This is a genomic window from Corynebacterium sp. NML140438, from assembly GCF_001875725.1.
In the GTDB taxonomy this organism is placed as follows: Bacteria; Actinomycetota; Actinomycetes; order Mycobacteriales; family Mycobacteriaceae; genus Corynebacterium.
On sequence record NZ_MLCQ01000017.1, the window covers coordinates 179,113 to 202,959 of the forward strand.

Genomic DNA, 23,847 nt, shown 5'->3' on the forward strand with positions numbered 1-23,847 from the left:
CTACTTACTCCTCCCCGGTTTGCTCGGCAGCTACTTTTCTCCAACCTTCGGCAAGCAGCTCTCGCGTGTCTCGTAACAGTTGCGGAAGCACCTTCGTGCCGTTAATTATCGTCATGAAATTTGAGTCACCGGCCCAGCGTGGCACCACATGCATGTGCAAGTGGTCACCAATCGAACCGCCAGAAGCACGGCCGAGATTCAGTCCGACGTTAATTGCTTCAGGGTTCGAAACAGCTTTAAGGGTTTTTACCGCGAGTGTAAGAAACTGCATCAGCTCTGCAGACTCGTCTGGTGTAAGCGCTTCGAGCTCTGCCACCTTGCGGTAAGGCACCACCAAAATGTGCCCAGCATTGTACGGGTAAAGGTTGAGGACTGCATAGACAGTCTTTCCCCTCGCCACAATGAGGCCATCTTTATCATCCATCAAAGGGATCTGGACGAAGGGATCAGATGACCCCTTCTCATCGCGTGGCGTTGACGCGATGTACTTCGAACGGTACGGCGCCCAAAGACGCTGAAGTCTGTCTGGAGTACCTACTCCGATGTCCTCATACATGTTTGAGCGCCTCTCCCCTTCTAGTGCGCGCCCTGGCGCTGTTCCACCAACTCTTTTGTTGGGTGCTCATTGAACTTCTCGTTGACCCAGTTGGTGATCAACGCAACGGCTTCATCAACACCGACGCCGTTGATCTGAGTACCGTCGAGGAAGCGGAAGCTCACCGCGTTCGCTTCTACATCGCGAGCACCGGCCAGCAACATGAACGGCACCTTGTGAGTGGTGTGCGTCCTGATCTTCTTCTGCATCCGGTCGTCCGAGTGGTCGACCTCAGCGCGAATCCCACGCGCCCGCAGCTGCTGGATGACGCCATCGAGGTGTCCAGCGAAATCGTCAGCGACAGGGATACCTACAACCTGGTGAGGTGCGAGCCACGCTGGGAATGCGCCAGCATAATGCTCGAGCAGCACGCCAAAGAACCGCTCGATCGATCCGAATAGTGCACGGTGGATCATCACTGGGCGCTTCTTACTTCCGTCAGGAGCGGTGTATTCGAGGTCGAACCGCTCTGGCAAGTTGAAGTCCAGCTGCACGGTCGACATCTGCCAGGTACGCCCGATCGCGTCGCGCGCCTGAACCGAAATCTTCGGGCCGTAGAAAGCTGCGCCAGCTGGGTCCGGTACGAGCTCGAGCCCAGATTTCGTAGCAACTGATTCGAGGATGCTCGTGGAACGCTCCCAGATCTCATCGTCACCGATGTATTTTTCGGGATCCTTGGTGGACAGCTCCAAGTAGAAATCATCGAGGCCGTAGTCCCTGAGCAATGAGATGATGAACTCCAGTACGCTCGTCAGCTCGTCCTCAAGTTGTTCCTCAGTGCAGTAAATGTGCGCATCGTCCTGGGTGAACCCGCGAGCGCGCGTCAGCCCGTGGACCACACCGGACTTTTCATAGCGGTAGACGGTACCGAACTCGAAGAGTCGCAGCGGCAGCTCACGATAAGAACGACCACGTGAGTCGAAAATAAGATTGTGCATCGGGCAGTTCATCGGCTTGACGTAGTAGTCCACCGCCTGCTTGGTCACATTGCCTTCGTCGTCAGTTTCACCGTCGAGCTGCATCGGCGGGTACATGCCATCCGCATACCAGTCCAAGTGGCCGGATTTTTCAAACAGCTCGCCCTTAGTCAAGTGTGGTGTGTTGACGAAGGAGTAGCCTGCCTCGAGGTGACGCTGACGGGAGTGCTCTTCCATCACCATACGGATGATTCCGCCGTCCGGGTGGAACACTGGCAGGCCGGACCCAACTTCCTCCGGGAAGGAAAACAGGTCAAGCTCATTGCCCAACCGGCGGTGGTCACGCTTCTCCGCCTCAGCGAGCATCAGCATGTGCTCATCGAGCTTTTCCTTTGACTCCCAAGCCGTACCGTAAATGCGTTGCAGACCCGCGTTGTTTTGGTTGCCACGCCAATATGCAGCTGATGAACGAGTCAGCGCGAACGCCGGGATGTACTTCGTAGTAGGAACGTGCGGTCCGCGGCACAGGTCACGCCACTCAACCTCGTTCGTCCGAGGATTCACGTTGTCGTAGTGGGTGAGCTCACCATGGCCAACCTCGGTCGCTTCATCCGAGTCAGGATCAACGTTTCCCTTGTCCTGTACGAGCTCCAGCTTGTACGGCTCGTCGGCAAGATCCTCTGCCGCTGCCTCTGCTGTTGGGTAGACCCCACGAACGAACTTCTGCCCCTGCTTGATGATCTTTTTCATACGACGCTCAAGAAGCTTTAAGTCTTCAGGAGTAAACGGTTCTGCCGCATCGAAGTCGTAATAGAATCCACCATCGATAGCTGGGCCGATGCCCAGCTTCGTCCCTGGGAACTCAATTTGTACAGCCTGCGCCAACACGTGAGCACACGAGTGGCGAATCACAGACCTGCCCAACTCAGTGTTCGCAGCAACAGGTGTGACGGTGGTATCCACATCCGGAGTGAATGACAGATCTTTGAGTTCTCCGGCCGCAGATTGCACACAGACAATCGCCTCCGGCCCCTTGTTCGGCAGCGCAAGCTCACGCATCGCGACACCGGCAGGAGTGTTTGCCGGGACTGTGAAGGCCTGACCTGCGTTGTGAGTTTGGTCGTTATTCGTCATGTTCGTGCGCTCCTTTGCGCTTCGTTGGGGTACGTCATACCTGGACGCACCCAGCTGGATTCGTACTAGCTCGCCGGAGCCTTAAAAACTCAGGACGGCAAACATGGCAAAAATCATACCGCTTCCACTACGCAAGTAGTGACTCGGCCCAATAACCCAGCGATCCATCTTCCAGCTGTGTACCCGGCGGGATCCAGTACACCGCAGAGCCGATATGCGTGATCCACTCGTTGAGACGATCCGCCTCATCGAGCCGTTCGAGCACCGGGGTGAACTGTGTATCTGGGTTTTCCTGGAAGGCTATGAAGACGAGCCCTGCATTGGAAAGCTGGTCCTGACCTGGTTCTGGTGGGAGGTTGTAGTTGTATGGGCGTCGCTTGAACTTCTGTTCGGGGTGCCCTTCAGGTGCCATAGACCGAGCGACATGCGAGTTTCTGTCCACCCTGGGCAACCCATACTCGTCCCGAGCTTCCAAGTCTACCGGGGTAAACTCTTCGCCCCCTGATAGAGGCGCGCCGTTATCCAGCCGACGCCCGACGGCCTCTTCACGAGATGTCCGGTCGAGCATTTCCCAAGTGTCAAGGTTCATCGCTATACGACGAACCACCATCGAAGTCCCACCTTCAAAACCTGCGGGACCGTCGGCCCATACTTGCTCATCGTATTCCTCATCAGTATGTGGATTGACTGTTCCGTCGATCTGCCCGAAGAGGTTGCGCGGCGTAGTGCCCTCGCGATGAACCGCGGGATTATTCATGAACCCCTGCTGGACCCACGCAATGGATACATAATCGACGCCCGCCCGCACCATATGACGCATTGCCCAGGCACACATCAGAGGATCATCCGAACAAATTTGAAGAACCAGGTCGGTCTGGCCCCATTCCGGGCCAAGTCGGTCGCGCGAAAGGGTCGGTATTTCGTGCAACCAGGCTGGCTTTTGCGCGGGGGCAGCAATATCGAAAAACTTCTCGCCCAGTCCTACCGTGATGGTGAGGTTCGCAGGGTGTTCCGTCATTTCCGGTTCAAGGCTTGCCAGCGGGTTCTCGCCGGCAGTCAACGCTCTGGCGTCCTCAGTCCACAACCGCATCAAACGCGCAATCGCAGGCTTATCGACGCCATCTTTAAAATTGAACCCAATCAGGTTCAATGAGGCCTGTTGGGGCGTCGAAATGCCTGCCTGATGTGCGCCGTCGAACGGGACTAGCGCGGTTGCAAGATCTGGCGCAGGTTCTTGCTGAGCACTCCCCGCAGCATCGCCTTGATCTGCGCACGATGCGGCCGCGCCAGCGGCGGCAACACCCAGCGTCCCGGCGAGAAAATGACGGCGGTTGACAGACATTCGACGATCCTTCATTTAGTGATTATGACCTTCTTGCATGGAACCATGCTGGTGGCCCTGAAGCTCTCCATGCTCACCGTAGTCTTCATCACCGGGAAGCATCGAACGTACTGCGACGCCAGGAATGTCTTCCGTAGTTCCGTCGGCGAACTCGAGCATCACGTCGACCACATCGCCTGCAGGAATTGCAGGTTCAAAGTCCATAATCATGAAGTGATCTCCGCCAGGCTTGAGCTCGTAAGTCCCCCCGGCGGGGATCTCGACGCCACCTTCCTTCTCACGCATGACTCCGTCTACGACCTCGTGGATTTCGTAGGTGGCGTCACCAAGTGACGTGGAGAACCCAACGATATGGATGTCCTTATCCGACACGTTGTGCAACGTGCCGAAGAATCCAGTCATGGATTTGCCGTCTTCCGCGCTTGCCTCAGCTTTGGCACGGATGGCCGCAGATTCAACGCGGATATCGCCATCGCCCTGGAGTTTTTCACTGTCTACAGGAGTGGTGGTGCTGGAAGCGACGGTCGTCGTCTCAGCAGCACTTGGCGTCGCAGTCGACGGGTTCTCCTGCGACGGCGAACAGGCGGCCACAGTGAAGGCAGCAATTCCGAGAGCGGAAGCTGCTGCGATTCGGATATTCATCATCATTCTCCCTATAAGTTGTTCAAGCGTTCAAGCTGTGTGGAAACTACTGGTTTATTCTCGTTCTGATTTACCGCGGCGCAACAAGAAGACTGCCGAGACTGCACCCACCAATAAGACACATGCACCCACGCCTACCCAGGTTGCCGAGGTGAAAGAGGAACCGTTTTCTTGGTTTTCCGTACCAGAATACGAATCACCTTCGCCGACAACTTCCGCCCCCTCGGGCATGTAGGTAAACGTCGTCATTCCTTTCGTAGCGTGCCCATCTGATGAAACGATCTGGAACCCAATTCGATACTCACCGGGAACCTCATCAGCAGCGGCGTGCACTGCTCCAGGAAGCTCCAAGGACACGAAACGGCCGTCAAGCGTTGGTTCCCCCGTGAATAGAATCTCGTTGTCGGACACCCGAGACAGCGCGAACGTGTTAAAACCATCCTGCGGCTGCCCTGAAAACTCAAGCGTCAAGACACCCGGAAAGTCCGTAACAACAGACCCATTTGCAGGGTCTCCACCAATTACAGCGTCATGCGCTTCAGCCGTTCCCGCCAAAGCTGAAGCTGCGCTTACGGCGCCAAGAGCGATCAGCGTCGCTTGCAGCGCCTTTCGCCATGCTTTGGCCATTACGAACCCTCCTGCAAAATCAGCCGACAGAAACCAGTACAACATTAGTCGTAACGAACTTCGGTTTAGTTCCCGGATGTACCGAGCTTACAGGCTTAAGCCTCGGCAGAGGAGAAAAGACAAAATGCCCGCTACCGCGGGCATTGAGTGGTCCTAGCTGGGATCGAACCAGCGACCTTTCCGGTGTGAACGGAACGCTCTTCCACTGAGCCATAGGACCGGACGCGAACTACTTTACACCCCCAGCCCTACTGCGACGAATCCGCAGGACAGTGTCAGTTTCGCGTCCTGCGCCAAAACAACATGACTGCGCCGACTGTCTCGCCCACTACACGTCCAGAGACCGCCCATATCCTGGCGATTTGAAAAACTTAAAGCCACCCGATAATGTTTGTTCTCGCACAACGGAGGCTAAGCTTCCGAAGAGCATGCGGATGTAGCGCAGTTGGTAGCGCATCACCTTGCCAAGGTGAGGGTCGCGAGTTCGAGTCTCGTCATCCGCTCCAAGTGTCTTAGCACACTCCGCGCGATTAGCTCAGCGGTAGAGCACTACCTCGACACGGTAGGGGTCACTGGTTCGATCCCAGTATCGCGCACAGAGCGGCACAGCTCTTTCAAAATGTGCATGCGGATGTAGCGCAGTTGGTAGCGCATCACCTTGCCAAGGTGAGGGTCGCGAGTTCGAGTCTCGTCATCCGCTCCAAGTACTTTCAGTACTTCGGAGGTACCCACGGTGGATTGGTCGAGTGGTTAGGCAACGGTCTGCAAAACCGTGTACACGGGTTCGATTCCCGTATCCACCTCCAACCTCGCGCGATTAGCTCAGCGGTAGAGCACTACCTCGACACGGTAGGGGTCACTGGTTCGATCCCAGTATCGCGCACAGAGCGGCACAGCTCTTTCAAAATGTGCATGCGGATGTAGCGCAGTTGGTAGCGCATCACCTTGCCAAGGTGAGGGTCGCGAGTTCGAGTCTCGTCATCCGCTCCACTTAGCCCGCGCACTGTGCGTGGGCTACACTTTTCAGCCATGTCAAGCTCTTTCTCGCTCCGCGAAGCCCTCGGCCCTCCTACCCCGCTGCCATTCGAAGTTCGCGCGATCATGATCACGTCCTTATTTGGAGCCTTTTCCAGGGACGGCACATCCAGCGCCCTTGGCAACGACAACGACTCCCAACTCTTGGGTACACTCCGTGATTGGTCCGACGTTGTATTGGTCACCGCAGGGACTGTTCGCATGGAGCATTACGGGAAGACTAACTCGCAACTTGCGATCGTCTCCCACTCACTAGAGCTAGACCTCACTTCAGCAGTCTTTTTTGGCACTGCACCAATTATCTTCACCGACCGCACCGCTCACATCTCGTCGCTTCGCCAAAATCGCATCACCAATCTACGTAAGGCAGGCGCCCACGTGATCGAGGTTCCCGACACAAAACCACACACCCTGATTAGTGCTCTCAAAGATTTAGGGTTCACTCGGGTGAGTTGTGAAGGTGGTCCCAGTCTGTATGCGAGTCTGCTATCGGAAGATCTTATCGACGTTATCCACCTCACCATCACACCTACCGTGTCGAGCTGTGATGCCACCTTCGGACTTAAGCTGGAGTCGGATACCCCTTGGACCAAACGCTTTAAGCTAGAATCCGCGCTCGCTGACTCCGACGGCACTCTGTTTTGCCGCTACCGCAAAAAAGCCACTGACGTCGGTGCTTAAACGGTACAGTATGGGCGTGCATTCTTTTTGGACAAGTCCCGCTCTTGCATCGAATCGGAGTTCGGGCATGACCCTACACTTAATGAATCGAGCCACCTGGCCACTGGCGCTTCTGCTCATCATCCACCGCGTTGCTGTTCTTGCAAGGCAGGGCTCCCAGACTGACGACTTCACCACCGTGTGGGCAGCCACCCGGCGCTTTGTCGAGCGCGTCCCCGTCTACAACGAGGTGTACCATCACGTCGACCCTCACTATCTTTACAATCCTGGAGCAACGCTGCTGCTCTCCCCCTTGGGACTGTTTAGTGACGCCACGCTCATCCGCTCACTTTTTATTCTTGCGAACGCAGCCGCCATACTTGTAGCGCTTGCGCTCCTTACGAGACTCAGCGGCAAGTCGCTTACCCACCCGCTATTGCCCATCAGCATTGCGCTGAGCTTCTGCACTGAATCGGTTGTCAACACCCTCGTTTTTTCCAACATCAATGGTGTTTTGCTGTTCCTCTTCACTGTTTTCCTCTACAGCTACACCAAAAAGCGCTTTGTGCTCGCCGGCATGTGCCTGGGCGTTGCGATCCTCGTCAAGCCGATGTTCGCTCCCTTGATTGTGCTGCCACTGATGCAGTTATGCTGGCGTTGTGTCCTGCCAAGTGTTGTAACTCCGGTGTTGTTCAACCTCGTCGCTTGGCCGCTCACTCCGGGCGCTCGCAACTATATTGACGTGGTCGTCCCGTACCTGGCTATAACCCGCGACTACGCAAATTCATCATTGGCCGGATTCACGACATATTTTGGGCTTCCAGCACGGTTCTACGATGCACTGTTTATTGTCTTTGGCACCGCTGTTGCAATCGCGGTGCTTGGACTCGCACGCTGGCGATGGTCAGACGAGTACTTGTGGCTCACGATGAGTTCCACGGTGTTACTCGCGGGAGTGTGCTTACTCTCTTCACTCGGCCAGGCCTACTACTCAATGATGCTTTTCCCTGCAGCGTTTACCGTGCTAGCTCCACGAAGCCCTATGCACACCAGCGGTCCCTGGATCGGGCTTATGCTTTGCCTCGCACCGCTACAATGGACAACACTTCAAAACCCACTTATCGGCAGGTGGATCACCACGTTCCTCCCCACGTTGGGGTGGGCGTTGTTCATCGTAACAACGGCGACCTGGGTGCTTACCACGCTGCTGATTGCACAGAAAGGCGAACACAACACTCATGACAGAGAATCGTTTTCAGAAGATAACGGACGCGGAGTGGAAAGCTCGCCTCACCCCTGAAGAGTTCCGCGTACTCCGGCAAGCAGGAACTGAAGCACCTGGCGTTGGAGAGTACACCGATCACTTCGCAGAGGGCATCTACGTCTGTCGCGCTTGCGGCGCGGAATTGTTTCGTTCCAGCACCAAGTTCGATGCCCACTGCGGCTGGCCAGCGTTCTACGCCCCCGAGGGCGAAGCCGCCGTCATCAAGCGTGCGGATCACTCCCTCGGAATGGAGCGTACTGAAGTGCTCTGTGCGCAATGCCGCTCACACCTTGGGCACGTATTTGAAGGCGAGGGATTCAATACACCGACTGATCAGCGCTACTGCATCAATTCGATCGCGCTGAAGTTCGACGACTCTAACAACGCCAACTAAAACAACTCCCCCAGCGCCCAGAGGTGCTGAGGGAGTTCGTTCAGGCGCGAGCTACCGGCTACGGCAGTACCTTGATGACGTCGGCGATGCTCGCGACGCGGCGACCCGTCTGGAACGGGATTTCCTCACGAACGTGGAGGCGCGCCTCTGTGTAGCGCATCGTCTTCATAAGCGATTCAATGCGCTCTAGCGTGTCCGCCTCGAACGAAAGCATCCATTCATAATCTCCGAGAACGAATGCTTCGACGGTGTTCGCGCGGACATCTGCGTAGTCACGAGCAGCCATGCCGTGCTCCATCAGAATCCGGCGACGTTTCTCGGCTTCCATCACGTACCAGTCGTAAGAGCGGACAAATGGGTACACCGTGATCCAATCCTTCGGCTCCTCCCCCATGATGAAGCTCGGAAGGTGGGACTTGTTGAACTCCGCAGGGCGGTGAATACCGTTACCAAGCCAGGAAACTTCCAACAGCTGACCGAACGCAGTGTCACGGCGGAATCGTGCAAGCGCATCTTGGATGTACTCAAATTCTTCCGCGTGCCACCAGATCATGAAGTCTGCATCAGCTCGGATCCCGGTGTTGTCGTAGATACCACGCACGACAACCTTGCCTTCTTCCTTGAGCTGGTCAAAGAACTTTTCTGCCTCCGCGATGATGTCGTCGCGTTCGGTGCCCAATGCACCGGGAATCGCGCGAAAGACTGCATACTGCAGGTAGCGCTGGGTTGCGTTCAACTTTTCGTAATCAAGCTTCGCCATTTAAAACTCTCCTTTAGCGATTCACTGTACGTCTGTCGTGACAAAATATGCCCCAACCACCGAGATACTACATACCTCCAACGAAAGTACTAGTTCAGTCTACACTTCGAGACGCGGAACGAATCGATTCTTCCAACATACGGCGCGCCTCACCCTCCATGAGCTCCAACATTATTAGCTTGGTGAACGTGATGAACCCGGATACCACCTCCCAAAGTGAGAGCGCGTCGACTCCAGCTGAGTTCACCGCTGCCGTCGAATCAATGCATAGGGCTCAATTGCGCCCGGAAATCTCCATTGGCGCTATTCGACCACCCCAGCGTCCAGCGCCCTACAGTCATGCCGTAGGCCTCGAGGTTATCCAGACCAAACCTGACCAAGGCGACGCCTTCGGGCGACTGATCCTGCTTCATTCCCCCGATGCCGAAGAAGCCTGGGAAGGCTCTATGCGGCTCGTCGCTTACATCCAAGCAGATATGGACGACGTCGTCGCGGCTGATCCGCTCCTGCCAGATGTCGCATGGCAGTGGCTCAACGAGTCACTAGACGGAAACAACGCAGGGTTCACAAACCTTGGCGGCACCGTCACGTCCACGGCGTCCGTTCGCTTCGGTGAGATTGGCGGTCCTCCACGCGCGTACCAGCTGGAAATGCGAGCCTCCTGGACCGCCGACGGCCTCGACCTGTCATCACACGTTGAGGCTTTTGCGAATGTTCTCAGTTTGGTGGCTGGCTTACCACCCGAAGGTGTGCGGACCATTTCGTAGCATTAGTATGTTTACGCATGGAAACAAATCTGTCCTACACCTTTGTGGACCGGCCCTCCCAGTTTGCTGGAGTCGCTGATCGCCTCGCTAACGGACTCGGCCCGTTCTGTATTGATACTGAGCGCGCTGGCGCATACCGCTATGACGACCGAGCTTTCCTCGTCCAGATCTATCGCAAAGATGCAGGGACGTTCCTCATTGCCCCTGAGCACCACAGGGAGGAATTCCAGCATTATTTCGCACCAGTCTGTAACAACCAGGAATGGGTGATTCACGCAGCGAGAGAGGACCTTCCCTGCCTCGCACAGCTAGGTCTACGGCCGTACACGATATTTGATACTGAGCTCGCTGCTCGTTTTGCTGGATATCGCGCGAGCAACCTGGGAGTTTTAGTTGAGGATATCTGCCAGATCTCGCTGCCGAAACAACATGGCAACGCTGACTGGTCGCAAACACCGCTTTCCCCCTCGATGCTCGACTACGCAGCACAGGACGTTGTCTACCTGCCTCACCTTGAACAGGCGTTAGTGCATCTCCTCGATATGCAGGGCAAACTGGAGTATGCAAACCAGGAATTCGCACATCTTGTCAACACCCGTTCGGATCCCGACGCAATGCAGCATTCTTGGCTTAATACTCCTTATCTCTCAGACAAGTTGTCGGATCTAGAACTGACCCTCACCAAATGGTTATGGGACGCACGTGACTGCTTTGCTTATGACCACGACATTGCCCCGGGTTTGGTGCTCCCGACAAAACTACTCGTACCGATGGCAAAGCATTGTCCAACGACAGTGAATGAGCTTTTGGAGTTCAACCGCTCATTAGAATCTTTAACAGACTTCCCCTATTTTTGGTTGGAAACCATCAATGACGCGCTCATATCGCCACTGGAGACCTCCCTCAGGGAGCAAGTGCGCCAACCAACTCCAAAGAGTATGTGGGAATGGACACAGCACAATCAAACCGCTTGGCGTATCCGTCAAAATATCAACAAGCGCGTCATAGAACTCTCCGAGTACCTCGGGATCCGCAAGGATCTTGTTTTGACAAACAAGGTCCTGAACAAAACGCTCTGGACAGCGTTTCACGAGCGTCTCGACTGGCCAATGGAATACACCCGTCCACTGTTGCATAAGATGGGGCTGCGTGAATGGCAGATTGACTTCCTAGCGCCTATTTTCGTAGCAGAGCAACCGGAACGACGCCGCTAAGTACCTTATTGATCGCGGTCCTCAAGCCCCTTGAGCCATCCACGAATCTTTTCGGTCGCCGAGGACTCGTCCATACCGTACTCTTCAAACACCTCTTCACGGGAAGCGTGCTCTGGGAAAACTTGAGGAAACGCAATGTGCCGCAACGGTGTATCGATCTCAGCGTAGGAGAGGGCCTCAGCGACCGCTGAGCCAACTCCGCCATGGATGATTCCGTCTTCATACACGACGACGAGATCCGCCTCGACAGCTCTCTCAAGGACATCTGGAGAAACCGGCATCACCCACCGAGGATCGACAACGCTCACCCGGACATTGTCCGCCTCGAGATTCTTGGCAACACGCAGCGCAGACTCCGCAAATACACCTACGGCCACAATCAGCACATCAATAGTTGCATCATCTTCTCCACAATCCAATGTGGACTCGAAGAGTACATCTACGCCGCCAGGCAGGCGTTTGAGTGCCGGCACGTCTTCACCCACACTGCCCTTCGGAAAACGGACAACGGTTGGGCCGTCTTGAACGCTCAGCGCCTCCCTGAAAAGCTCCCGCAGTCGCTGAGGGTCACGCGGAGCCGCGACACGAATGTTCGGAATAATCGACGTTAGTGCCATATCCCACACACCGTTATGGCTCGCCCCGTCCGATCCGGTCACACCTGCCCTATCCAGCACAACGGTCATCGGCTGTTTGATGAGCGCCGCATCCATCAACAGCTGGTCAAACGCTCGATTCAAGAAGGTCGAGTAGACGGCAACAACCGGATGCAGCCCCCCGAGCGCAAGCCCGCTAGCAGAAGCAATCGCGTGCTGCTCCGCAATACCGACATCAAAAAAACGTTCCGGAAATTCTTCAGCAAACGGCGCAAGTCCGGTGGGCCCTGCCATCGCAGCTGTGATGGCAACAATGTCTTCCCTCGTTCTACCGGCGTCGAGAAGCTCCTCCGTGAAAATCGAAGTCCAACCCGGCTTCGATTTCTTCAGAGATTCCCCTGTCACAGGATCGATGGCTCCGGTGGAGTGCATCTGGTCAGCAACATTGTTCACCGCAGGTGCAAAACCATGCCCCTTTTCAGTCACAACGTGCACGATCAGCGGGCCTTCGTAGGTTTTCGCGTACTCAAAAGCGCTAAGCAGAGCTGTAAGATCGTGGCCCTCTACTGGTCCTACGTACTTCATTCCTAGCTCAGGGAACATCTCCGTCGGAATGACTTGAGCTTTGACGCCTTCTTTCAGCGCGTGCAATGCCTCAAAGGTCCGCTCGCCGACCCAACCCATCGATTTCAGCGTCTTCTTGCCGGACTCCATGACATCGTCATAGCCCGGCTTCATACGTAATGCCGCAAGTTGATCACGCAGACGCGTTAGGTTATTCGCAAAACCACCAATCGTCGGAGAATACGAACGACCGTTGTCATTGACAACGATAACGACATTGCGCTCGGCAGCAGCAATGTTGTTGAGCGCTTCCCAGCACATACCACCGGTGAGCGCTCCATCCCCGACAACCGCAATGACGTTTTCATCGCCCTTGCCTTGGATGTGCTTCGCTTTTGCCAATCCATCGGCGATTGATAGAGATGCGCTTGCATGCGAAGACTCGGTCCAGTCATGCTCCGATTCCGAACGCGAAGTGTAGCCGGACAATCCGCCCTTTTGACGCAAGGTATCAAACTGGTGAGCACGGCCAGTCAATATCTTATGCACATACGACTGGTGGGAAGTATCGAAGACCACTGGTTCCGTCGGCGAGTCGAAAATATAATGCAGCGCAATAGTAAGCTCCACAACGCCAAGGTTTGGCCCCAAATGCCCACCTGTTGCTGAAACTTTCTCAATCAAAAGCTGGCGTACTTCGTCGGCAAGATCTGATAGTTCCCCAGGCGTCAACGTCTTTAAATCCGCTGGCGAATTGAGTTCGTCTATCAGTCCCACGGTCCTCTACTTCTCCTTTAGAACAAGCAATAATTGACGCCAGTTTACACCCTGTATAGCCTGCACCCCATTCCTATTGGAGATGCACAGGCTCCAGGCAGGCAAGGGTTTCAAAGTGGTGTGTCCCCGGGAACGCATCAATGGCTTTCAACTCGGATACGCGGTAGCCGTAAGTTCCCCAGCTCGCTAAATCTCGAGCAAAGGTCGCAGGGTCACAACCAATATGGATGATCCGCTGCGGGCGCGTCGCAGCGATGTCTCGTACTACTCCATCCCCTGCACCGGTTCGTGGAGGATCAAGCACAACGAGTCCCGCAGGAGGCAACGACGCAATCCCCGTTTCAACACGTGCGTTTACCTTGGTGACATCGAGCGATTCGAGTGCCGGCTGGGGATGCGCCATCGCCGACTTCGAATAATCAACAGATGTGACCGGTCCTCCGCCTAGCGCTTCAGACATTGAAGGGACAAAGAGTCCAACTCCGCCGTATAGATCCCATCCGGCAGCCCGCTGATACGGTTGTCCAGCTATTGCCCATGAACGCACCTGCTCCGTATAGGCCACAGCCGCATTGCTGTGAGCTTGCCAAAACGCGGTCGCGGGGAACTCAAACCTGCCGTTGCCAACAATTTCGACAACATTGCCGGAACCTTCAACTGTTCGGTGAATGCGCTCAACCCGCCGTCCACGTTGGACTTTGCGAGATTCAACCACGTGACGATTTCCAAGAGCATCTATAACGACGATGACCTCAGATCCTGGAGTGAACCTCTGCGCTCCGTCGCCAACGATTCCTTCAAACAATGCCGGTATCGCTTGCGTACAACGCTCGGAAACGACCTCATTAGAACGTGCTTTCCTGAAACCAGCTCGTCCTTGGGTATCGGTGCCAAGACGGATACGAGTCCGCCAACCCGTAGTCGGCTCTAGAGCTTCGACGGTCACCGAGGAAACATCGACGCCATCGAGTACACCCGAGGGCCCCGCGATTTTGTCAAGCTGACCAACCAGCACTTCTTGCTTTGCTTTCCGCTGTGCAGTCAACCGCATATGGGAAAAATCGCAACAACCTGCACCTGCCCTGGCTGCTGGACACTCAACCTCCACTCGATCTGGTGAAGTGGTCTCGAGGTGCACCAACTCGGCTCGGGCCCAACGCTTCTTCACTTTTAGCAGCTTGACGGTTGCTGTTTCGCCCGGCAATGCGCCCTGCACGAAGACAACGCGACCATCTTGCGCTTTGGCAATCGCTTCCCCACCATGAGCGAAAGCATGGAAAGTTACTTCAATGCTGTCACCCGGTTTCAGTACTGGTTGGTCACTCATCAATTGTTTTTATTCGCTTCGTTGTTCTGCGCGATGATTTGCTTCAACGCGTCACTCAGGGCATTTGGGTTTCCGGCCTGTGGACTCTGCTGCGACTCTTGAGCGGCACGCTCCTGAACCGCCTGTTGTACCTGACGAGCCAACTGTGCAGGCAACACGACTGGCAAGGAGTTGCCGGCCAAGATTGGATCTGGTCCACGGTAGACGAAGCTGCGAGCGACGACCTCGCGCCCGAGCTCTGCCAGCTCGTCTTCCATACCTGTTGGGGCAGCCAGCGTAACACGGTAGAGCCAACGTGGCGCTTCTACACCAATGATTCGGATGACGCCGTTTGCCCCGGTGCCTACGATTTCGGTGCCCCACGGGCCCTCTTCAAACGTAACTGGCATGTCTTCGCTCCGCATGCCTTCAGCGATTTCTGCTGCAGATTCGGCCCACAAACCGCCGTTTCGTGGCGCAGCGAACGCAACAGGTGTGATCCGGCCATGCCGAGTCACAATGTGGACCATCTTGGGACCGTTTTCCCCCATCTCGACCTGCACCTGAGAATCCTTGGGCAGTGGGATCTGCATCGAACCAAGGTTCAGGTTCACCTGGGAAAAGTCCGAAAAGTCAAAGTCTTCAATGGCGACACTATCTCCGTCAAACGGACCTGTCGATCCGCTCACTGGGTCGTAGTCAGTAAGTGTGCCACTTGACGATGGAGCCTGTGCAGGTTCGACAGGGGCCGCTGCTTCCTCGACCTGTGACTCTGCACCTGTAACAGTGCTCTCGTGGACATCGTCGGCTGCTACCTCCGGCTGTACTGCGGGAGAGGCCTCCTTCTGTTGTTCCTTCTTCTTTTTCCCAAATGGCCACCATGCCATGGATGATCACCTTCCGTGTGGATTTGTGTAGCTAAAACGTTTCCTCGACTGCGGTTTACTCTAGTACGGATCTCGTTGCCGCTCTTATGAGAGTCCCGTCGACCCATAACCTTGGGCGCCTCGCTGCGTATCGTCAAGATCTGTAACTTCGACGAATTCGACCAACTCGACTTTCTGGACCACAAGTTGAGCAATCCGCATTCCACGCTCGACCGTGAAGGGAGTTTCACGATCAGTATTCAGAAGACAAATCTTCAACTCTCCGCGGTATTGGGCATCGATCGTGCCTGGGGTGTTCACGATCGAAATACCGTACTTCGCAGCGAGGCCTGACCGCGGGTGAATAAGCCCTACAGTGCCCATTGGAAGCGCGATAGCGATTCCCGTACCGATCAGCGCGCGCTCCCCAGGAGCAAGCGTGCAGGTCTCAGCGGCATAAAGATCTGCCCCAGCGTCACCAGCGTGTGCACGCCGGGGCAGAGGCATTTCTGGATCGAGCAGCTTTACTGAAATAGGTTCAAGTGAAGTCACTTCATACACCTTACGGGATTCTGTCATGTGCGGAGTTTCGGGACATTGTCCACACTTAGGCATATCGCCTAAAGTGTTTCAGTAACGTGTTGGGGAGTACATCGATTTGGCGAGTTGAAGAGGGCATGGAAAACAACAACAGCGCATCGAAAACCAGTAGTTCCAAGGTCTTGTACCGGGAGCGTCAATGGGTGCCTTGGTATTGGTGGATCATCGGCTTGGCTTTTACCCTGCTCATCGGGGCCCAACTTAAGCTGAACAGGAATATTTGGTGGTTCATCATCCCCGTCCTCGTCATCGGAAGCCTCGTATTCTGGTTCCTGACATGGCTTTCTAAAACGACGATCGCAGTCGAGCAGGATAGCGATGGCACACGGTGGCTAGTAGTTGACGACGCCAATCTACCCAACAACGTTGTCAGTAGATCTATGGTCGTACCTGCTTCAGCAAAGCGCAATGCATTGGGGCGTCAGTTGGACCCTGCAGCGTTTCTGGTCTCCCACGGCTGGGTAAAAGAGCACATTTTGCTTGTCTTGGACGACCCCCAGGACCCAACACCTTATTGGCTTATTGCTGCAAAAGAACCTGAAAAGGTTCTCGGAGTTTTCCTACCAGAGCAGCGCCCTGCCTAGAGCGCTGCTTCGACGTCGACTTTGGCCCTTATTCACAGTCGAGGCAAATCTTTTGCCCGTCCTCAGTTTCGTAGGCCAGGCGGTTCTTCTTCTGCACCAGGTAGCACGAAGCGCAGGTGAATTCATTTTCCTGGCGAGGCTTGACCTCAACGTTGAGCTCCTCCCCTGACAGATCCTGCAGTGGCGGTTCAAACGGCTCCACAATTTCGCCATCATCGTCCATGCTGCTGCCAGCCACCTCTGCGGCTTTCAGGCCTTCAAGGGAATCAGTCTCAAGCTCATCCTCTGCGCGCTTACGCGGTGCATCATAATCGGTCGCCATGGTGGTGGTGCCTCCAGGGGTAGTGAAATTCAGCGTAGCCGCGACCCGTTTTGGATATGTATTTCCTGTAGCAGGCCCCAGCCTATTAATAGGTTTGGAGCCGAATAATAAAGCACTCGACGCTGTATGTCATATTACGAGGTCAATACGCTAATTGGAGCTTTATCCTGCACGTACATCTTAAGGAAAGACGACAGTTTTTGGGCCGCGACGCCCCAACGTAAGCAAAAGCCGAAACGGAGCGACGAGTTCAGCATGCGCAATGAGCACACCTTTTGTATGCTCATTGTTATGACTACAACAAGTACAAATGATTGTGCCAACGAGCACTACGGCATGGGAGTTGATGTCGGAGGCTCCGGCATAAAAGGCGCCATCGTCGATCTCCAGACCGGTGAATTCGTCGGCGACAGGATTAAAATCGCAACGCCGCAGCCGGCAACCCCTGAGTCAGTAGCTTCTACCGTGGCTGAGATCGTGCGTCTCCATGAGTGGGACGGCCCAGTCGGGGTGACTTTGCCGTCAGTGATTCAGCACCAGATCGCGAAAAGTGCTGCCAATATTGATCCGTCCTGGATCGACACCGACGTTCACGAGCTATTCGGGCAGCACCTCCCCGACCGCGCGGTCACCGTTCTTAACGACGCAGACGCCGCTGGACTCGCCGAAGTTGCGTTCGGCAACGAGCGCGCACGTAGCGGCTCAGTCATCTTCTTGACGTTCGGTACAGGTATCGGATCAGCATTCCTTGTAGACGGCCACCTCTTCCCTAACACGGAAATCGGACACTTGACCGTCAATAAGAAAGAGGCGGAACATATTGCATCGTCTGCAGTGAAGCAACGCGAAGACCTCAGCTTTAAAAAGTGGGCGAAGCGCGTCGATAAGGTACTGCACGAATATGAGCGACTCTTTAACCCAGAGTGCTTTGTTGTCGGTGGCGGTATCTCCAGAAAGTCAGACAAGTGGATTCCGCTCTTGACCGTCGAGACTCCTGTTGTCGTCGCTACACTCCGCAACCGCGCAGGTATCGTTGGAGCTGCGATGGCAGCTTCGGAGCACCTAGCACCGTAGAATTCGCAAACCGACGCCTATCGGGAAACGGCTTGACATTGCTGTTAAGATAGGCGTTCTGAAAATTCAGCACAGTTTGCGTACGCTAGGAAAGCAGGCCGGCAGGAGCTGGTCTGCTTTCACCAGAGTGGCTTCCCGTCAACCCTTGTTGTAAGGAGGCTACGGTGTCCGCACAAGCATCAACCAGTTCACAAGGCGAAAGGGCGTACGTGGTAGCCAGCGAAGCTTCAGGCAAAAACTCCGTCAACGATGCAGCAGAGAGCACCTCTGGCGGCGTAATTGACGGCTCAGCGACCGCCAAAAAAGCCGCCAAAAAAGCGGTGAAGAAAACCGCTAAAAAGACTGCTAAGAAGACTGCAAAGAAAACGACTCGCAAGACTGCAAAGAAGACGGCCAAGAAAGCAAAGAAGTCGGTCAGGAAGACCGCTGCGAAGAAGGCTGTATCTCCAGAGACTGATGAGGTCACATCTGACGGCTCCACCTCGGAAGAAATAGATGAATCCTTGGAGGATTCCGGCCAGGAGCAAGAGTTCGACCCACTGACTGCCGAAGATGACGACGAAGAGTTTGACGAGCACCTCGGCGATGAAGACGAGGACGACGACGAGAACGACGGCTCTTCGGTCTGGGACATTGAGGAATCTGCTGCCCTTCGCCAAGCCCGCAAGGATGCGCAACTCACTGCTTCAGCGGACTCCGTGCGCGCATACTTGAAGCAGATCGGCAAAGTGGCGCTTCTCGATGCTGAACAGGAAGTGTCGCTCGCTAAGCGCATTGAGGCTGGGCTGTACGCACAGCACCGTCTCGACGAAATGGCCCGCGCGGCAGAAGAGGGCGACAAAGAGGCACGGCTCACCCCTGCTGTGAAGCGCGACTTCCGCGCCGTCGCACGCGATGGACGGAAGGCGAAGAACCACCTGCTTGAGGCTAACCTTCGTCTCGTTGTCTCATTGGCAAAGCGCTACACCGGGCGCGGAATGGCGTTTTTGGACCTCATCCAAGAAGGCAACCTTGGCCTGATTCGTGCAGTTGAGAAGTTCGATTACTCCAAGGGCTATAAGTTCTCCACCTACGCAACGTGGTGGATTCGTCAGGCCATTACACGCGCGATGGCGGACCAGGCCCGCACGATTCGTATTCCGGTCCACATGGTCGAGGTCATCAACAAGCTCGGCCGCATCCAGCGTGAGCTTCTGCAGGACCTCGGACGCGAACCGACGCCACTCGAACTGGCGAAAGAAATGGACATCACCGAGGAGAAGGTACTGGAAATCCAGCAGTACGCCCGTGAGCCAATTTCGTTGGACCAGACAATTGGCGACGAAGGTGACAGCCAGCTCGGCGACTTCATCGAGGACTCCGAGGCCGTCGTGGCCGTTGACGCGGTTTCGTTCACCCTACTGCAGGACCAGTTGCAGGACGTACTTCACACTCTTTCTGAACGTGAAGCCGGCGTCGTGCGTCTCCGGTTCGGCTTGACGGACGGTATGCCACGCACATTGGATGAGATCGGCCAGGTCTACGGTGTGACGCGCGAACGTATTCGCCAGATCGAATCGAAGACGATGTCGAAACTTCGCCACCCATCTCGTTCGCAGGTGCTGCGTGACTACCTCGACTAGGAAACGTCGCGACGAAGCAACGAACCCGGTAGGAGACCAGCTCTCTCCTACCGGGTTTTAGCTTTTACCAATCACGCAGATATGCAATGCGCGCGCGAAGCTGCTCCGCATTGCAAAGCGCCGTCGGAGGGCCACCACACGCCTTGCGCGCTTCTGTATGAATCGCGCCATGCGGGCGCCCGGTCTTTCCCGCAACGATTGCAACGCGAGCGTTGAGTTCCTTTCTCAACTGCGGTATCTCGTCGGCAGCCACCGATCCGTCTTCACTGCTCCCCGGCGCGACTGCACGGGTGGCTGCCCCAGATGGAGTGGGGCGCTCCCCGAGCACTTCTGCGCGTTCGCGGGCTTCGCGCTCCGCTGCCTTTCTTGCCTTTTCTTCGGCTTCGCGGGCGTCGAGTTGATCGCTCTGCCGTTTGCGAAGCAGCGTTTTGACTTGCTCTTCGTCGAGTAGGCCCGGAAGGCCGAGGAAGTCTTGTTCCTCGGCTGATCCGGCCAAGGTTGGTGTGCCGTAGGTGGAGCCGTCGAAAATTAGTGAATCGAGCTCTGCGGAGGCGCCGATGGCCTCGTAGGAGGGGTTGTCGTCTGGTTCGTTTTGCACTTGGTTTGCTTGTGCGAGCAGTTCGTCGGACCATCCTGACTCTCGATGGGGTTTGCCCAAGACATGGTCGCGTGACACTTCCATTTCTTCTGCAAGACGGAGAAGGACTGGCACGGAGGGCAAGAAAACTGATGCTGATTCGCCTGGCATTCGAGAGCGGACGAATCGTCCAATTGCCTGGGCAAAAAACAGCGGTGTCGAGGCTGATGTCGCGTAGACGCCAACTGCCAATCGGGGGACGTCGACGCCTTCGGAGACCATCCTGACTGCGACCATCCATTCGTCGGTGGAGGCAGAGAACTCGTCGATTCGGTCGGATGCCCCGGCTTCGTCCGAGAGAACAACGGTGACGGGTGTGCTCGAGATCGTTGAGAGGATCTTCGCGTAGGCTCTTGCTGTAGTTTTGTTTGTTGCGATGACGAGGCCTCCGGCGTCTGGCATGTTCGCACGGAGTTTTTTCAGTCGAGTATGTGCTGCTTGCAGGACTGCTTTAATCCAGTCCCCTTTCGGGTCGAGAGCGGTTTTCCAAGCGCGTGCGGTTTGCTCGGCGTTGAGAGGCTCCCCGAGCCGGGCAGAGTATTCTTCCCCCGCAGAGTCTTTCCACTGAGCTTCGCCGGAGTATGCCAGGAAGACGACGGGGCGGACGACGCCGTCGGCCAGTGCGTGAGAGTACCCGTATGTGTAGTCCGCTTGTGAGACCAGATGCCCCTCGCCATCTTCGACGTATCGGACGAACGGGATTTGGGAATCGTCGGAGCGAAATGGTGTGCCTGTGAGGGCTAGGCGGTGTTCGACGTCGTTGTATGCCTCGTATACACCATCTCCCCAGCTTTTTGCATCGCCTGCGTGGTGGATCTCGTCGAGGATTACCAGGCTTCGACGCGCAGTCGCTACAGCGTGATGCTTGAATGGGTGCATCCCGATCTGTGCGTATGTAACGACGATGCCGTCGTAGGCAGGATTTACGGCTGATGCGTTGGTGAAGTTCGGATCTAGTGAGAGTCCAAACCTCGCGGCCGACTGTGACCACTGGTGTTTTAGGTGCTCCGTGGGCACAACAACGATGATGCGCTGGACCGCTTTTGTGGCGTGGAGTTTGCTGGCAAGGGTTAGTGCAAATGTCGTCTTACCTGCACCAGGGGTTGCCACTGCGAGAAAGTCTCTGGGCTTGGTGCGCATAAATGAATCGAGGGCCTCTTGCTGCCATGCTCGCAGCTGAGGCCCGGCCGACGTACCCGAGGCTGTCACTTCCGACGCAGCCCCTTATAGATGCGTTCGCAGTCAGGGCATACTGGTGATCCTGGCTTCGCTTGCTTCTTTACGGGAAATGTTTTGCCACACAGTGCGACTACGACTTTGCCTGAAATCGCGGAGTCGAAAATCTGGTCCTTCTTCACGTAGTGGAAAAACTTCGGGGTCCCATCGTCGTTACTAGACGATGTGTCTTCCCGGAGGTCTGTGCGCTCAAGAGTCTTCGTCGTCGTATTCACGACTCCCATCATGCCCCACTTTGGCGAAGTTTTTAAGCTGAGGCGCTAACCTGTGTATTTATGAACGAGAGAAAGGGCGAGGCGCGAGAGCATCCCTCAATCGATGCGGAAGTCGAAATCAATGACCGCAAGCATTTCCTTTTTCACGGTCTTCGCTCCAGACGTCGACGTGCCTTGATCACGGATGCGAAGCGGAGCCCGGAGCAGAACCTTCAGAGCAGAGAGGCGCAGTACCTCTGGCTGCAGGCGCTACGTGTTCCGTTCATCTTGTTATCAATCGCATCGGCTTGGTGGCTCGGTAACTGGTGGATCGCATCGATCCTTTTCATTGTGTCGGTTCCATTGCCGTGGATCGCGGTGATGTTGGGCAATGCGAAGGGTGAGGCACGGGACCCACGAGAAAAGAACGTCTATAAGCCTGCGTTGAGTCGCGCTTATGCTGCATTGGAGGAACAGTCGCAGCAACAACTATCCTCGCATGACGCTTCGGTCGATATGCCACCAGCGGTCATCGACCATGAATCTCAATCGGAGTAACAGATATGACAGAGACTTCTTGTACAGCGTTCGGCCAAAACCCTGGCCTTGCGCGAGAGCTTGGCGAGTGTTTGCGCGCACTTCCCTATACGACTTCATCAATCGGAAGCTACCTCGGACCAAATGCCTATAACGCGTTGTACCGAGGCGAAGTTGGCGCCGTCCTGCGTCGTTGCAACGCCGATGACGAGGTCGGTCTTGCGATATCTACGTTGTTGCTGCGCCGACCGACAGCCTTGAACGAGCTCGAAGCATTGTTTGGCGCGCCTCTTACTGAACGGCTGATCAGCGCCGGTGTATTTCGCCAAGTCTCTGAACAGCAATACGAGGTTACGTACGATGTCCGTCCCCATCTGCTATCGCAGCAGCATCAGATTGTTGTTTCAGATCTCGACGCCTCTACGTCTGCGATTGTTCCGGGCAAGGATCATGTACTCGGAGTAGGCGCAGCGTCGAAGTCACTCATGCACGCTATCCCGAGCACACCGGTTGCGACTGTTTTAGACCTTGGGACAGGATCGGGCGTGCTCTCGGTCGCACAATCTGGTTTTGCAGGCCGGATAGTCGGAACGGACATTCATCCACGGGCAATCGAGCTAGCGCACGCTACCCTCGAGATGAACGGAATCACGAACGTAGAGCTGCGCGAAGGCTCCTGGTTTGAGCCAGTCGCAGGCGACAAATTCGACAGGATTATTGCAAACCCGCCGTTCGTTGTTGGGCTTCCAGAAGTTGGCCATGTATACCGAGACTCAGGCATGCCACTCGACGAAGCTACCCGGCTCGTGACGGAACAAGCACCCGAGCATCTCGCCGACGATGGTCTGCTGTGCATGCTCGGCGCATGGGCACATGTTGATGGAGAGGCGTGGCAGACGAGGGTTGCGAGCTGGATCCCTTCAGAAGGGGTGAGCGCGTGGGTGCTTCAGCGCGAGGTTGTCGACCCCGAAACCTACGTTGCAACGTGGCTTAAGGATGAGTCGGTCGATCTGAGGAGAGACGAAGGCATTGCCCGTGCACAACAGTGGTTGGACTACTTCCAGTCAGCTGGTGTTCGTGCTATCGGGTTTGGCTGGATTTTCATGCACCGTACCGGGAATCTATCTTCGGAGATTACTGCCGAGGAATTGACCCAACAATTCACGGACCCCCTGGGACCTGAAGTAGAAGAGTACTTCCTGCGCCAAGCTTGGCTTCGCCAAAACACCACCGCCGACGTATTGGATGCCACCTATCTGGTCCGACCGACTGTTGCGATTGAAGATATCAGGATTCCAAACGCTGCGGAAGGGATGGGGTTCAACCGCGAACAGCTTCGCATTACGCGAATGGACGGGCCACGTTTCTCACATTCGCTGGATGATGCACTTCAAACTGTGCTGGCAGGCCTGCACCCAGCAGGCTTACCGCTGCGTGACGTGATCGGAATCTTGGCTGTATCTCGGGGCATTGACGCCCCGGAGGACCTGGAAGAGTTAGAAAACCAAACGGTTGCAGCCGTCGTGGACCTTATCCGCCACGGCGTCGTGCTGCCATCAGAAATTGCAGAGGTGGAATAAC

The 23,847-nt window shown here is 55.7% G+C and carries 23 protein-coding genes and 7 tRNA genes; 16 read left to right on the forward strand and 14 right to left on the reverse strand.

The window, feature by feature from the left end; translation table 11 throughout:
- Positions 1-4: 4 nt before the first annotated feature.
- From BJP08_RS03860 to BJP08_RS03885, 6 genes are all read right to left on the reverse strand, one after another.
- Positions 5-556 (reverse strand): HIT domain-containing protein, encoded by a 552-nt coding sequence (locus BJP08_RS03860; RefSeq protein WP_071568350.1) that lies wholly within the window; start codon positions 554-556, stop codon positions 5-7.
- Between the two features lie 20 nt (positions 557-576).
- A complete protein-coding gene (gene thrS, locus BJP08_RS03865; protein WP_071568351.1) occupies positions 577-2,646 on the reverse strand; it encodes a threonine--tRNA ligase in 2,070 nt (689 codons plus the stop codon).
- 127 nt (positions 2,647-2,773) lie between these two features.
- On the reverse strand, positions 2,774-3,988 hold the full coding sequence (locus tag BJP08_RS03870; RefSeq protein WP_071568352.1) for a Dyp-type peroxidase: 1,215 nt from the start codon (positions 3,986-3,988) through the stop codon (positions 2,774-2,776).
- 15 nt (positions 3,989-4,003) lie between these two features.
- Positions 4,004-4,630, reverse strand: a complete 627-nt coding sequence (locus BJP08_RS03875; RefSeq protein ID WP_083428415.1) for a copper chaperone PCu(A)C — start codon at positions 4,628-4,630, stop codon at positions 4,004-4,006.
- Positions 4,631-4,684: 54 nt separating this feature from the next.
- Entirely contained in the window at positions 4,685-5,257 is a 573-nt protein-coding gene (locus tag BJP08_RS03880) for a copper resistance CopC family protein (RefSeq protein ID WP_071568354.1), read from the reverse strand.
- A 148-nt stretch (positions 5,258-5,405) separates the two neighbouring features.
- Positions 5,406-5,477: transfer RNA gene (locus tag BJP08_RS03885), tRNA-Val, on the reverse strand.
- A 210-nt stretch (positions 5,478-5,687) separates the two neighbouring features.
- On the opposite strand from BJP08_RS03885, the gene BJP08_RS03890 reads away from it, so the two are divergent.
- The 9 genes from BJP08_RS03890 (at position 5,688) to msrB (ending at position 8,610) form a co-directional block, all read left to right on the forward strand.
- Positions 5,688-5,763, forward strand: a tRNA-Gly gene (locus tag BJP08_RS03890).
- An 18-nt stretch (positions 5,764-5,781) separates the two neighbouring features.
- Positions 5,782-5,853 (forward strand) — tRNA-Val (locus BJP08_RS03895).
- A 31-nt stretch (positions 5,854-5,884) separates the two neighbouring features.
- Positions 5,885-5,960: transfer RNA gene (locus tag BJP08_RS03900), tRNA-Gly, on the forward strand.
- A 29-nt stretch (positions 5,961-5,989) separates the two neighbouring features.
- Positions 5,990-6,063 (forward strand) — tRNA-Cys (locus tag BJP08_RS03905).
- 5 nt (positions 6,064-6,068) lie between these two features.
- A tRNA-Val gene (locus BJP08_RS03910) sits at positions 6,069-6,140 on the forward strand.
- Between the two features lie 31 nt (positions 6,141-6,171).
- Positions 6,172-6,247 (forward strand) — tRNA-Gly (locus BJP08_RS03915).
- A gap of 39 nt (positions 6,248-6,286) precedes the next feature.
- Complete coding sequence (locus BJP08_RS03920; protein WP_071568355.1) at positions 6,287-6,973, forward strand: dihydrofolate reductase family protein; 687 nt, start codon at positions 6,287-6,289, stop codon at positions 6,971-6,973.
- An 82-nt stretch (positions 6,974-7,055) separates the two neighbouring features.
- Complete coding sequence (locus tag BJP08_RS03925) at positions 7,056-8,252, forward strand: glycosyltransferase family 87 protein (RefSeq protein ID WP_255364752.1); 1,197 nt, start codon at positions 7,056-7,058, stop codon at positions 8,250-8,252.
- Positions 8,191-8,610: a peptide-methionine (R)-S-oxide reductase MsrB gene (msrB, locus tag BJP08_RS03930; protein WP_071568357.1), complete on the forward strand. Its 420-nt coding sequence runs from the start codon at positions 8,191-8,193 to the stop codon at positions 8,608-8,610. Before BJP08_RS03925 ends, msrB begins: the two co-directional genes overlap by 62 nt.
- A 58-nt stretch (positions 8,611-8,668) precedes the next feature.
- On the opposite strand, the gene hemQ is transcribed toward msrB, so the two are convergent.
- Entirely contained in the window at positions 8,669-9,370 is a 702-nt protein-coding gene (gene hemQ / locus BJP08_RS03935) for a hydrogen peroxide-dependent heme synthase (RefSeq protein ID WP_071568358.1), read from the reverse strand.
- 191 nt (positions 9,371-9,561) lie between these two features.
- Between hemQ and BJP08_RS03940 the strand changes: the two genes are divergently transcribed.
- Both BJP08_RS03940 and BJP08_RS03945 read left to right on the forward strand, forming a co-directional pair.
- Positions 9,562-10,137, forward strand: a complete 576-nt coding sequence (locus BJP08_RS03940) for a DUF3000 domain-containing protein (protein WP_369816395.1) — start codon at positions 9,562-9,564, stop codon at positions 10,135-10,137.
- A gap of 17 nt (positions 10,138-10,154) precedes the next feature.
- The gene (locus BJP08_RS03945; protein ID WP_071568360.1) at positions 10,155-11,351 is read left to right on the forward strand and encodes an HRDC domain-containing protein; all 1,197 of its coding nucleotides are present in this window, start codon (positions 10,155-10,157) and stop codon (positions 11,349-11,351) included.
- A 5-nt stretch (positions 11,352-11,356) separates the two neighbouring features.
- Here BJP08_RS03945 and dxs read toward each other — a convergent pair whose 3' ends face one another.
- From dxs to dut, 4 genes are all read right to left on the reverse strand, one after another.
- On the reverse strand, positions 11,357-13,288 hold the full coding sequence (gene dxs / locus BJP08_RS03950) for a 1-deoxy-D-xylulose-5-phosphate synthase (RefSeq protein WP_071568361.1): 1,932 nt from the start codon (positions 13,286-13,288) through the stop codon (positions 11,357-11,359).
- Positions 13,289-13,361: 73 nt separating this feature from the next.
- Positions 13,362-14,615, reverse strand: coding sequence for a class I SAM-dependent RNA methyltransferase (locus tag BJP08_RS03955; RefSeq protein WP_071568362.1), 1,254 nt, complete (start codon positions 14,613-14,615; stop codon positions 13,362-13,364).
- Positions 14,615-15,481 (reverse strand): DUF3710 domain-containing protein, encoded by an 867-nt coding sequence (locus BJP08_RS03960; RefSeq protein WP_071568363.1) that lies wholly within the window; start codon positions 15,479-15,481, stop codon positions 14,615-14,617. Before BJP08_RS03960 ends, BJP08_RS03955 begins: the two co-directional genes overlap by 1 nt.
- A gap of 84 nt (positions 15,482-15,565) precedes the next feature.
- Positions 15,566-16,039, reverse strand: a complete 474-nt coding sequence (dut, locus tag BJP08_RS03965; RefSeq protein ID WP_071568364.1) for a dUTP diphosphatase — start codon at positions 16,037-16,039, stop codon at positions 15,566-15,568.
- 98 nt (positions 16,040-16,137) lie between these two features.
- Here dut and BJP08_RS03970 point away from each other — a divergent pair, with 98 nt between their 5' ends.
- Complete coding sequence (locus BJP08_RS03970; protein WP_071568365.1) at positions 16,138-16,644, forward strand: DUF3093 domain-containing protein; 507 nt, start codon at positions 16,138-16,140, stop codon at positions 16,642-16,644.
- A 28-nt stretch (positions 16,645-16,672) separates the two neighbouring features.
- Here the strand turns inward: BJP08_RS03970 and BJP08_RS03975 are convergent, their stop codons facing one another.
- Positions 16,673-16,966 carry a DUF4193 domain-containing protein gene (locus BJP08_RS03975; protein ID WP_071568366.1) on the reverse strand — a complete coding sequence of 98 codons (294 nt, stop codon included), beginning with the start codon at positions 16,964-16,966 and terminating at the stop codon, positions 16,673-16,675.
- Positions 16,967-17,257: 291 nt separating this feature from the next.
- Between BJP08_RS03975 and ppgK the strand changes: the two genes are divergently transcribed.
- Entirely contained in the window at positions 17,258-18,040 is a 783-nt protein-coding gene (gene ppgK / locus BJP08_RS03980) for a polyphosphate--glucose phosphotransferase (RefSeq protein WP_071568589.1), read from the forward strand.
- A 164-nt stretch (positions 18,041-18,204) separates the two neighbouring features.
- Positions 18,205-19,662: an RNA polymerase sigma factor gene (locus BJP08_RS03985; protein WP_071568367.1), complete on the forward strand. Its 1,458-nt coding sequence runs from the start codon at positions 18,205-18,207 to the stop codon at positions 19,660-19,662.
- A 64-nt stretch (positions 19,663-19,726) separates the two neighbouring features.
- Here BJP08_RS03985 and BJP08_RS03990 read toward each other — a convergent pair whose 3' ends face one another.
- Positions 19,727-21,439 carry a DEAD/DEAH box helicase gene (locus BJP08_RS03990; protein WP_143110021.1) on the reverse strand — a complete coding sequence of 571 codons (1,713 nt, stop codon included), beginning with the start codon at positions 21,437-21,439 and terminating at the stop codon, positions 19,727-19,729.
- A gap of 65 nt (positions 21,440-21,504) precedes the next feature.
- Positions 21,505-21,759: a DUF3039 domain-containing protein gene (locus tag BJP08_RS03995; RefSeq protein WP_071566389.1), complete on the reverse strand. Its 255-nt coding sequence runs from the start codon at positions 21,757-21,759 to the stop codon at positions 21,505-21,507.
- A 51-nt stretch (positions 21,760-21,810) separates the two neighbouring features.
- Here BJP08_RS03995 and BJP08_RS04000 point away from each other — a divergent pair, with 51 nt between their 5' ends.
- Both BJP08_RS04000 and BJP08_RS04005 read left to right on the forward strand, forming a co-directional pair.
- Positions 21,811-22,287 (forward strand): DUF3099 domain-containing protein, encoded by a 477-nt coding sequence (locus BJP08_RS04000; RefSeq protein WP_071568369.1) that lies wholly within the window; start codon positions 21,811-21,813, stop codon positions 22,285-22,287.
- Positions 22,288-22,292: 5 nt separating this feature from the next.
- Positions 22,293-23,846, forward strand: coding sequence for a class I SAM-dependent methyltransferase (locus tag BJP08_RS04005; RefSeq protein ID WP_071568370.1), 1,554 nt, complete (start codon positions 22,293-22,295; stop codon positions 23,844-23,846).
- The last annotated feature ends 1 nt before the right edge of the window (position 23,847 follow it).